The organism is Ilumatobacter nonamiensis YM16-303, assembly GCF_000350145.1.
Taxonomy (GTDB): domain Bacteria; phylum Actinomycetota; class Acidimicrobiia; order Acidimicrobiales; family Ilumatobacteraceae; genus Ilumatobacter_A; species Ilumatobacter_A nonamiensis.
Map to the genome: position 1 here is coordinate 1 of NZ_BAOL01000070.1, position 10,379 is coordinate 10,379.

12 protein-coding genes are annotated in these 10,379 nt (G+C 66.2%); all 12 read left to right on the forward strand.

Features of this window, described 5'->3' with window-relative positions; genetic code table 11:
- Window positions 1–943: aa3-type cytochrome oxidase subunit IV (locus ON45_RS08260; RefSeq protein WP_040493178.1), on the forward strand; the 943-nt coding region annotated here is incomplete at its 5' end.
- The gene (locus ON45_RS08265; protein WP_040493179.1) at window positions 936–1,664 is read left to right on the forward strand and encodes a cytochrome c oxidase subunit 3; all 729 of its coding nucleotides are present in this window, start codon (window positions 936–938) and stop codon (window positions 1,662–1,664) included. The genes ON45_RS08260 and ON45_RS08265, both read left to right, overlap by 8 nt.
- A 12-nt stretch (window positions 1,665–1,676) precedes the next feature.
- Window positions 1,677–2,069 carry a cytochrome C oxidase subunit IV family protein gene (locus tag ON45_RS08270; RefSeq protein ID WP_148288580.1) on the forward strand — a complete coding sequence of 131 codons (393 nt, stop codon included), beginning with the start codon at window positions 1,677–1,679 and terminating at the stop codon, window positions 2,067–2,069.
- Between the two features lie 32 nt (window positions 2,070–2,101).
- Complete coding sequence (locus ON45_RS08275; protein WP_040493180.1) at window positions 2,102–3,034, forward strand: cytochrome c oxidase assembly protein; 933 nt, start codon at window positions 2,102–2,104, stop codon at window positions 3,032–3,034.
- 169 nt (window positions 3,035–3,203) lie between these two features.
- A complete protein-coding gene (gene serS, locus ON45_RS08280) occupies window positions 3,204–4,511 on the forward strand; it encodes a serine--tRNA ligase (protein WP_040493181.1) in 1,308 nt (435 codons plus the stop codon).
- A gap of 4 nt (window positions 4,512–4,515) precedes the next feature.
- Window positions 4,516–5,181: a pyridoxamine 5'-phosphate oxidase gene (gene pdxH / locus ON45_RS08285; RefSeq protein WP_040493182.1), complete on the forward strand. Its 666-nt coding sequence runs from the start codon at window positions 4,516–4,518 to the stop codon at window positions 5,179–5,181.
- A gap of 146 nt (window positions 5,182–5,327) precedes the next feature.
- Complete coding sequence (locus ON45_RS21270; RefSeq protein ID WP_051062732.1) at window positions 5,328–5,879, forward strand: fasciclin domain-containing protein; 552 nt, start codon at window positions 5,328–5,330, stop codon at window positions 5,877–5,879.
- Window positions 5,876–6,907, forward strand: coding sequence for an ABC transporter ATP-binding protein (locus ON45_RS08295; RefSeq protein ID WP_051062733.1), 1,032 nt, complete (start codon window positions 5,876–5,878; stop codon window positions 6,905–6,907). Before ON45_RS21270 ends, ON45_RS08295 begins: the two co-directional genes overlap by 4 nt.
- Complete coding sequence (locus ON45_RS08300; protein ID WP_040493183.1) at window positions 6,904–8,421, forward strand: ABC transporter permease; 1,518 nt, start codon at window positions 6,904–6,906, stop codon at window positions 8,419–8,421. Before ON45_RS08295 ends, ON45_RS08300 begins: the two co-directional genes overlap by 4 nt.
- A 4-nt stretch (window positions 8,422–8,425) precedes the next feature.
- Entirely contained in the window at window positions 8,426–9,274 is an 849-nt protein-coding gene (locus ON45_RS08305) for a hypothetical protein (protein ID WP_040493184.1), read from the forward strand.
- A gap of 31 nt (window positions 9,275–9,305) precedes the next feature.
- A complete protein-coding gene (locus ON45_RS08310; RefSeq protein ID WP_040493185.1) occupies window positions 9,306–9,995 on the forward strand; it encodes a response regulator transcription factor in 690 nt (229 codons plus the stop codon).
- 5 nt (window positions 9,996–10,000) lie between these two features.
- Window positions 10,001–10,379, forward strand: a 379-nt coding sequence (locus ON45_RS08315; RefSeq protein WP_148288582.1) for a HAMP domain-containing protein, incomplete at its 3' end; no start/stop codon positions are given.

Consider the following 10,379-nt stretch of genomic DNA (forward strand, 5'->3'; position numbering starts at 1 on the left):
CAACTGGACGCTCACGATGTGGGGCGGCAAGCTCTGGTTCTCCACGGCGATGCTGTTCGCGATCGGTCTGATCGTGCAGTTCACGCTCGGCGGTCTCTCCGGCGTCACCCACGCCGTCGCCCCGTCCGACACGCAGCAGACCGACACCTACTACATCGTCGCCCACTTCCACTACGTGATCTTCGGTGGCGGTGTGCTCGGCCTGTTCGCCGGCCTCTACTACTGGTGGCCGAAGATCTTCGGCAAGTGCCTCAACGAGGCATGGGGCAAGTGGAACTTCTGGCTGATGATCGTCGGGATGAACATGACCTTCGGGCCGATGCACATCATCGGGCTCCAGGGCCAGCCACGTCGCATGTACGTGTGGACCGAAGCCCGTGCCGGTGAGGGATTCTTCAACCTCGGGATGTGGAACCTCGTCGCCACGATCGGCACGTTCATCCTGGCCATCGGCGTCCTGGTGTTCTTCATCAACGCGCTGGTGATCCACCGGCGTCAACCGGCGGCACCGCTCGACCCGTGGGACGCGCGTTCGCTCGAATGGCTCACGACGAGTCCGCCGAAGGTGCACAACTTCGATCGCACGCCGACCGTGCATGCGCTCGACGAGGTCTTCCACCGCAAGTACGAAGACGTCGGCGAAGGTGACGAGCACGACTACGTGCGGCGCGCCACGCTCGAAGAACTCGTGGCCGAGGAAGAGGCGAAGGGCGATGCCCACGTGCACCTCCCGGCGCCGTCCTATTGGCCGTTGGTGCTCGCGTTCGCGCTGCCGATCATGGCCTACGGCGTGATCTACACGACCTGGTTGATCGTCCTCGGTGCCGCCATCGCCATGGCGGCGATGTTCGGCTGGGCGCTCGAGCCCGCCGACGCCGACGACTCCGACTTCGACCCGCCGGCTGCGGGCGACGAGACGAGCAAGGAACTGGCCAATGTCTGAGACGAAGGACGACATCGTCATCGACACCGTGAAGGAAGCGATCGAGATCGTCGAGGATCACGCTCGTGACCAGGACGCCGCCGACCACGACGACGCGGCGAGGCGGTTCGGGCACGAGTCGGGCGAAGAAGTCGAAGGTCACCCCGGCGGTGGACACCACACGTCGCTCGGGCTCTCGAACACGAAGCTGGCAATGTGGCTGTTCCTCGGTTCGGAATGCCTCCTGTTCGGTGGCTTGATCTCCACCTACATGCTCTACCGCAACCGGCACAGCGCTGATGTCGGCCCGGACCAACTGTGGGACATCCCGTTCACGTCGGCCTCGAGCTTCGTGCTGCTGATGTCATCGCTCACGATGGTGATGGCGGTGTCGGCAGCGAACCGCAAAGACGACCGCAACACGAGCCTGTGGCTCATCGTCACCGCGGTGCTGGGCGGCCTGTTCGTCGCCGGTCAGGTCTACGAATTCACGACCTTCTACCGTGAGGGTCTCGGGTACACCGAGAGCCTGTTCGCGTCGAGCTTCTACACACTCACCGGATTCCACGGCGTGCACGTGTCGGTCGGCATCATCATGCTGCTCGCCACCATGGCGATGATCCGGCGCAACCGAATCTCCGGTGACAAGGCCGAATCGGTCGAGATGGTCGGCCTGTACTGGCACTTCGTCGACGTCATCTGGATCATCATCTTCACGCTCGTCTACCTCATCCCGGCCTGACCAGGAGTGACCATGAACGCTGACGCAACCACCGCTCCCGACGCCGAGGTGCACTCGACCGAGCACGAGGCCGGGCACACCAGCATCGATCACGACACCGGTCTCGAAGTCGGTCACCACGACCACGGCGCCGAACACCTGACGGACAACAAGTACGTCGTGATCGCGATCATCCTCGCGGTCATCACGGCGGCGGAAGTCGCGGCGAGCTACATCGATCTCGGTGCGGTCTTCGTTCCGCTGCTGCTGTTCATGATGGCGATCAAATTCTTCATCGTCGTGAGCTTCTTCATGCACCTGCGGTTCGACAACCGGCTGTTCAGCTGGATGTTCTACGCCGGCCTGTTCCTGGCCGTGTTCGTGTACATCGTGGCGTTGCTGACGTTCCGGGTCTTCGACGGGTGACACCGCGGCCGGAGCGGTCGTAGGCTGAGCACGTGATCGCGCAGGTCTCCTCCGAGGTCCAACCATGGGCCTTCCAGTGGCATCCCGAGGTGTGGATTCTCGTCGGGTTCCTGGTCGCCGCGTACGTCTACATGATCCGGGTGATCGGACCGAAGGCGGTTCCGGCGGGCGTCGCCCCCGTGACCACCAAGAACAAGGTGGCGTTCGGTGCCGCGATGCTGATGCTGTGGGTCGCCTCCGACTGGCCGATGCACGACATCTCCGAGGAGTACCTCTACTCGGCGCACATGTTGCAGCACATGATGCTCAGCTACTTCCTGCCGCCGCTCGCGCTCTTGGCCACGCCGACGTGGTTGATGCGCGTGCTCGTCGGCGACGGACAGCTCTATCGGGTGGTCACGTTCATGGCCAAGCCGGTGATCGCCGGCGTGTTGTTCAACCTCGTGATCATGGTGACGCACATTCCCGGCATGGTCACCGCGTCGGTCGAGTCGGGACCGCTCCACTACTCGCTGCACTTCCTCGTCGTGATGTTGTCGCTCCTGATGTGGATGCCGGTGTGCGGACCGCTCCCCGAACTCCAGATCGGCCCGCTCGGCAAGTGCATCTATCTCTTCCTGATGTCGGTCGTGCCGACGGTGCCCGCCGCGTGGCTCACCTTCGCCGAAGGCGCGGTGTACAAGAGCTACGACATTCCGGTCCGGGTCTTCGGCTGGAGCGTCCAGATCGACCAGCAACTCGCCGGGGCGATCATGAAGACCGCCGGCGGCCTCTTCCTCTGGACGATCGTCGTCTTCATCTTCTTCAAGCGTTTCGCGGTGGGATACGACACCGCGCACGATTATCGCCGCGCTCCGGGCACGGTCATTCCCGACGCCGAGATCGCCGACACCACCGAGGCCCCGATGACCACCGAGGACGTCGAGAAGGCGTTCGCCGCCAGCCGCGCCCACGTCGAGGACTGACTTCCCCCGATCGGCGGTGAACCAACCGCCACCGTGGTGTCTCTTCGCTCACCGGTGACCAGGTCGAGACGAGAGCGGTGAGCCAACCGCCACCGTGGTGTCGGTTCGCTCACCGGGGCAGGGGAACCGGCGCGAGATCGCCGGGACCGCGCCAGTAGCCTCGCATTCCGTGATCGACCAACGCCTGCTGCGGACCGACCTCGACGCTGTCACCGCAGCACTGTCCCGTCGCCACCGGCCGGCGATCATCGACGACGTCCGCCACGCGGCGCGCCTCGATGAACGTCTCCTGGCAATCGCTCGTGAGCGCGACGACATCCGCGCGCGAATCAACTTGCTGTCCAAGGAGGTCGGTTCGTTGCGACGGGATGGTCGTGTCGACGACGCCGAAGCTCTGCAGACCGAGAGCCGGGAACTCGGCGCATCCGAGAAGGCACTCGCCGGCGAACACGAGGAGGTGTCGGCTGCGCTCGATGAGCTGCTGCTCGGCATCCCCAACATGCCTCACCCGGACGCGCCCGACGGTGCGAGCGATGACGACAACCCCGTCGTGATCGGGCCGATCGGTCTGCTCAACGAGTATCCGGAACATCAGCGGGTGCCGCACTGGGAGGCCGCCGACGAACTCGGAATCCTCGACAACGAGCGGGCCGCCAAGATCTCGGGCGCGATGTTCACGATGCAACGCGGTGCCGGGGCGACGCTCGCCCGCGCGTTGTGTCAGTACGGGCTCGACCTCAACGCCGACGCCCACGAAGAGGTGCGGGTGCCGTCGCTCGTGAGCACCGCCACCTTGACCGCGACCGGCCAGCTTCCGAAGTTCGCCGACGATGCCTACGCGATCGAACGCGACGACCTCTGGGCGAGCCCGACCGCCGAGGCGCCCCTCACCTCGGTCTACGCGCAGGAGACGCTCGACGACACCGAACTTCCGATCCGTCTGATGGCGTACAGCGCCTCGTTCCGACGTGAGGCGGGTTCGGCAGGCCGTGACACGCGCGGGATGCTGCGTTCGCACGAGTTCGACAAGGTCGAGATGATGGCGTACACGACGAGCGAGCAAGCACCCGACCTCCTCGACGACATGGTCGCGCGAGCGGAGATGGCGATCGCGGGCCTCGGTCTTCCGTACCGGGTGATCGAGATCTGTACCGGTGACATGGGCCAGAGCCACCACCGCACGTACGACGTCGAGGTCTACGCTCCGGGAGCCGACGCGTGGCTCGAGGTCTCGTCGGTCAGCTGGTTGGGCGCCTACCAGGCGCGGCGTGCCGGGATCCGGGTCAAGCGACACGACGAGGACGGCAAGCCGGTCAAGGGCACCGAGTTCGCCCACACGCTGAACGGGTCGGCATTGGCCGTGCCCCGGGTGTGGGCGGCGATCGTGGAGAACTTCCGTAACGAGGACGGCTCGGTCACCGTTCCCGAGGTCCTCCACCCGTACATGCGCGGGCTGACGGTCATCCGGTCCGAGTGATCCGATGGTCGATTCGCGCGACGCCGACCTGATCCGCGACCGTCGGGAGCAGTACGAGACCGCGGGGCTCGACGTGGATGACGTGTACGGCGATCCGATGCTGCAATGGCAGCGTTGGCACGACGAGGCGTACGACGCCGGCGTCGCCGAACCGAACGCGATGACGCTCGGAACCGTCGGGCTGGACGGTGTGCCGGACGCGCGGATCGTGCTCGCACGTGGTGCCGACGCTCGCGGGTTCTCGTTCTTCACGAACTACAGCGGCGCGAAGAGCCGACAACTCGACGCGACTCCAGCGGCATCGGCGGTGTTCGGCTGGCTCGATCTGCACCGTCAGGTGCGGGTGCGTGGAACCGTGGAACGGTTGTCGGTGGAGGAGTCGGACGAGTACTTCGCGGGTCGACCCCGCGGGAGCCAACTCGGAGCGTGGGCGTCACCGCAGAGCGAGGTGATCGCCGACCGCAGTGAGCTGCAACGGCGCATCGACGTCGTCGAGGAGCAGTTCGGCGATGGCGAGGACGTCCCACGGCCGGGGTTCTGGGGTGGATGGCTGCTGATCCCGTCGGAATGGGAGTTCTGGCAAGGCCGCCCCAGTCGCCTCCACGACCGCCTCCGTTACCGCCCGGACCCCGTCACGAACACCTGGCACATCCACCGCCTCGCCCCCTGAACCCGAGGAACTCCGGGGGTGATCGCCGCGCCCACGCGGCAGGTTTGACCGGTGCACTCCCGGTGAATCGTGGTGAGGACGAACGCGTCAGGCGTTCGCATGACCACGGGGGCAGGAGCATGTACATCCGAGCAACGACATCGAGGGTGGCCGCACTGGCGGCCGCCATGCTGATCGCAGGGGCGGCGTGCTCGTCGGCCGGCGTGGACGACAGCGAGTCGGCGATCGACGACGTGAGCGACGAGGTCGACGACGTGAGCGACGACGTCGACGAGGCCGCGGAGGACATCGACGAGGCCGGCGGCGATCTGGCCGACGTACTCGCCGACAACGGGATGGAGAGCCTCGCGTCCATCGTCGAGGAGATCGACGTCACCGAACTCGTCGGGACCGAGAACTTCACCTTCTTCGCGCCGTCCGACGAGGCGTTCCAGTCGCTCGACGCCGGCGATCTCGCCGATCTGCTCGCCGACCCGACCGAACTCGACGACGTGCTCCGTCGTCACATCGTGGCCGACACCGTGGACGCCGCGGCGCTCTCGGACATGTCGTCGGTCGAGACCGAAGGCGCCACCACGCTCGACGTGACCGTGGAGGGCGACACCGTGATGGTCGGAGACGCCACGGTGACGCGCGCGGACATCGAGGTCGACAACGGCGTGGTCCACGTCGTCGACCGGATCTTCGTCGACGCATGAGCGAGGCGGGCGGGGAGTCGGCTCCGGCGATCTCGTTCCACGACGTCGGGAAGCGCTTCGGCGACGACTGGGTGCTGCGGAACATCGAGCTGCGCGTCGACCCGGGCACGATCGTCGGCCTGATCGGTCCGTCGGGCTGCGGGAAGACGACGAGCGTGAGGTTGGCGACGGGCTTCTACCGTCCGGACGAGGGTGAACTCGAGGTGCTCGGCTCCGCGCCGTCGATGCTGTCCACCGGTGACCGAACCGAACTGGGCTACCTCCCGCAACATCCGGTGCTCTTCGACGACCTCTCGCTCCGAGACAATCTCCACTTCCACTCGTCGCTGAACGGGGTTCCGTTCCGTCGCAAGCGGCGGCTCGACGAACTCCTCGACCTGGTCGAGCTCAGCGACGACGATCACAAACTGGTCAGCGAGTCGTCCGGTGGCATGCAGCGACGGCTCGCGCTCGCCGCGACGCTCGTGCACCGGCCGAAGATTCTGATGCTGGACGAACCGACCGCCGGGATCGACCCGATCCTGCGGCGACGCTTCTGGGAGCACTTCCGAAGCCTCCGCGACGACGGTGTCACCTTGGTCATCTCGACGCAGTTCGTCGGCGAGGCAGCCGATTGCGACGTCGTCGCGATGCTGGCCGCCGGCAGAGTGGCCGCCATCGGCACGCCGGACGAACTGTTCCTGCGTGCCCACGGTGGGCAACCCTTCGACGTGTCGTTCACGGACGACGTGCGGGCGGAGGCGATTCGTGAGCTTCGCGATCACGACGCCGTCGTCAGTGCAGAGCGGATCGGCGACCGAGTCGTGCGGATCACGACCAACGTCGACGCTGAAGAACTCCAGCGAGTGTGCTCGGCGGTGCTGCCGTCGTGCGAGGTCGCGTCCACCGCCGCCGTCCCGCCCGACTGGGACGAGGTGTTCATCGCGTTGGTCGACGCGCCCGATCGTGAGCAGACGATCGATGCGGACGGGTCGGCGGCCGAGTTGGCACACGAGTCAGCGAACGAGACAGGGGAGGGCGAACGATGAGCGATCGCCGTCTCGCGGCACGCCGGCTGCGCCCGGTCGTCCAGTTCGCCGGGCTGTTCCGCAAGGAAGTCCTGGTTGTGCTGCGCCAACCACGACTGCTGCTGATCCTCGTCGTCGGACCGTTCCTCGTGCTCGGTCTGTTCGCGGTCGGCTTCGACGCCGAGAACACGGTGTTGGACACGGCGTTCGTGGGTCCGCAGGACAGCATGTACGAGTCGTCGCTCGAGGAGTTCGCCGACGAGATGGAGCAGTACGTCAACTACGCCGGGTACTCGGGGAACGTCGTCGACGCCGAACACCGTCTCGCAGAGGGTGACATCGACCTCGTGGTCGTGCTGCCCGCGGACCCCGTCAACGACGTCCTCTCGGGCGAACAGGCCACCATCAAGGTGCTGCACAACAAGATCGATCCGATCCAGGTGACGACCGTCGAGGTGTCGGCGCAGGTCGCGGTCCAGGAGCTCAATGCCCAGATCCTCGAACGGGTCGTCGCGGAGGCACAAGGCGTACTGGTCCCCTTCGACGAGGGGATCGACCGGGCGGGCGCCGCGGTCGGCGAACTGTCGACCGCCCTCGAGTCAGGTGACGAGGGCCAGATCCGATCGCTCGTCACCGAGCTGGAGGAATCCTCCGCGTCGGTGGTGAACATCGTCGACGTCTCGGAGCAACTCGCGACCGAACTCGATGGAAGCACGGGTGGGGAATTCGACGACCTGGTCGGATCGGCGACCGACCTGGAGCAACTGGTTGCCGACCTCGCCGCCGATTCGGACATGACCGCGGAGGACCTCGACGCCCTCGAAGCGGCGGTGGCAGAGGTGGCCGAGAAGGGTGATCTCGTCACGACCCTGGACCCGACCGTGATCGTTCGCCCGTTCGCCGGCGAGACGACCAACCTGCAGCGCGAGTCGATCTCGGTGTCCGACTTCTTCGCTCCGGGCGCGGTCGCGCTGCTGGTGCAGCACATGGTCCTCACGTTCGCTGCCTTGAGTCTGGTCACCGATCGTGCTGCGGGCCTGTTCGAGCTGTACCGCGTCGGCCCGATCGGATCGGGCCGCATCGTGCTCGGCAAGGTCGCGGCCTTCGCGTTCATCGGCGCGGGTGCGGCGGCGGCGCTGTTCGCCACGCTCACCCTGGGGTTGGACGTGCCGATGCGGGGAGACGTGGGATGGCTGATCGGTGGGACCGCGCTGCTCCTGGTTGCCTCCATCGGGCTCGGTCTGTGTATCTCGCTCGCCTCACGAACCGACACCCAGGCGGTCCAGTACGCACTGCTGGCGCTCCTCGCCGGGCTGTTCTTCGGCGGATTCTTCCTCGACCTGGATGCCTTCAGCTATCCGGTGAAGGCGCTGTCGTGGACGATGCCGGTCACCTACGGGACGCGGATCTATCGCGACATCCTCCTGCGCGGTGTCAGCCCGGAACCCGTCGACGTGGTCGGGCTCACCGCCACGATGCTCGTGTACCTGTCGATCTCGTGGTACTTCCTCCGCCGTCGGATTCGGGTGGAGTGACGTCATGAACCGTTCAGGACTCCGCTCACGGCGCACGACCGTCGGGAAGCTCATGGTGACCGTGGCGGCGATCGGTCTGGTTGTCTCGCTCGTGGGAACCGTCGTGGCGTGGCAGCTCGTCGGGCAGCTGAACTCGTCGACGCGTCGATCGCTCGACGTGACGATCGAGACGATCGACTCGGTCGCGGCCACGATCGACGTCGCCGACCGGGTTCTCGCCGCGACGACCGACTCGATCGCGTCCGCCGCTTCGTCGTTGACGGCATTGGCGGACTCGTTCGAGACGACGAACGGCGTGCTCGCCGAGATCGACGATCTCACGACCGTCGTCGGGCCGGCTCTCGAGGACGCCGGTTCGGCGCTCGGGGAGCTCGAGGACTTGGGCACCGGAATCGACAACGTGCTCGGTGGCTTGTCGGAGATTCCGTTCGGGCCCGACTACGACCCGGACAAGGGTCTCGGCGAGACGATCGGCGAGATCGCCGCCACGCTCGAGGACCTTCCTGGAGAATTCCAGGAGACCTCGACCGAACTCGGCGAGTTCTCGACCTCGCTCGATGAGCTGGAGGACGAGATCGTCGTGCTCGCCGCCGACGTCGAAGAGGTGAGCTCGGAACTCGCGGGGAGCGATCTGCTCGTCGATCAGTATCGAACGAACATCGGAGATGCGCGCGAAGTCGCCGTCGAGACCCGCGACGGGCTCGACCGTGACGTGACCCTGATGCGCATCGTGTTGCTGATCGGTGGTCTCAATCTCGCCCTCGGCCAGATCGTTCCGTACTGGCTCGGCCGCTCCTTGCTCGACGCGTCGCGAGACGGAACCAAACCGGAAACTGCGATCACCGCGGGTTGAATGCCCCGCGGGAACCCGCAAGGCTGTCCACATGACGGGAGCGCGCGTTCTGGTGGTCGATGACGAACCGACCGTGCGCGAGGTCGTCGTCGGCTATCTCCGCCGGGACGGACACCAGGTGGCCGAAGCGGCCGACGGCACCACGGCGCTCGAACTGCTCGATGCCGAGCCGCCCGATCTCGTCGTGCTCGACATGATGCTGCCCGGGGTCAACGGACTCGACATCCTGCGCCGCGTGCGCTCCACGAGCAACATTCCGGTGATCATGCTCACCGCGCGCGCCGAGGAATCCGATCGTGTCGCCGGACTCGAGTTGGGTGCGGACGATTACGTCGTGAAACCGTTCTCGCCGCGCGAACTCGCCGCACGCGTCAACGGTGTGCTCCGTCGTGCGGGCAATCGCGAGGCCAGCTCCCCGCAGCCGATCGAGTTCGACGGGCTCTCGATCGACCCGCTCGCTCGCGAGGTTCGCCTCGACGGCGAGATCGTCGAGATGACCCCGAAGGAGTTCGACGTGCTCGCGTTCCTCGCGGCATCGCCGCGCCAGGTGTTCTCGCGAGCACAGCTGCTCGAGCAGGTCTGGCAATCGTCGCCCGACTGGCAGGACTCGGCAACGGTCACCGTCCACGTGCGGCGCATCCGGAACAAGATCGAGGCCGACCCCGAGAAGCCGCGTTGGATCACCACGGTGTGGGGCGTCGGTTACCGGTTCGAGGGGTGACGGCAGTGGCTGTGTCGAGGGCTCCGTTGGCGAGTGACCTCGAGCATCGCGCGCACGGCATGAACCGCCTCGGTCGACGGTTCCTCGGTGCCAATCTTGCCGTGCTCGGCGTGGCGATCATGATGATCGCGGTTGCCGCACAGACGATGTTCATCAGCCCGCACGATCAAGAGTTCTTGATGTGGGCGTTGATCCCCGCGGTGTTGACCGCGGCCGTCGTCGCGATGTTGCTGGCCCGACCCGTGGCGCGCGATGCGAAGCGCATCTGTTCGGCGGCGATGATGGTCGCCGACGGTGACTTGTCGGCACGTACCGGTGTCCAGCGCAACGACGAGTTGGGTGAGGCGGCCGAGATGTTCGACGTGATGGTCGATCGGCTCGAAA

Excerpts from the sequence above, each read along its gene's own strand:
- pdxH (WP_040493182.1), top strand. The coding sequence starts at position 4,516 with ATGGTCGATTCGCGCGACGCCGACCTGATCCGCGACCGTCGGGAGCAG.
- ON45_RS08305 (WP_040493184.1), top strand. The coding sequence starts at position 8,426 with ATGAACCGTTCAGGACTCCGCTCACGGCGCACGACCGTCGGGAAGCTC.
- ON45_RS08270 (WP_148288580.1), top strand. The coding sequence starts at position 1,677 with ATGAACGCTGACGCAACCACCGCTCCCGACGCCGAGGTGCACTCGACC.
- ON45_RS08310 (WP_040493185.1), top strand. The coding sequence starts at position 9,306 with ATGACGGGAGCGCGCGTTCTGGTGGTCGATGACGAACCGACCGTGCGC.
- ON45_RS08295 (WP_051062733.1), top strand. The coding sequence starts at position 5,876 with ATGAGCGAGGCGGGCGGGGAGTCGGCTCCGGCGATCTCGTTCCACGAC.
- ON45_RS08300 (WP_040493183.1), top strand. The coding sequence starts at position 6,904 with ATGAGCGATCGCCGTCTCGCGGCACGCCGGCTGCGCCCGGTCGTCCAG.
- ON45_RS08265 (WP_040493179.1), top strand. The coding sequence starts at position 936 with ATGTCTGAGACGAAGGACGACATCGTCATCGACACCGTGAAGGAAGCG.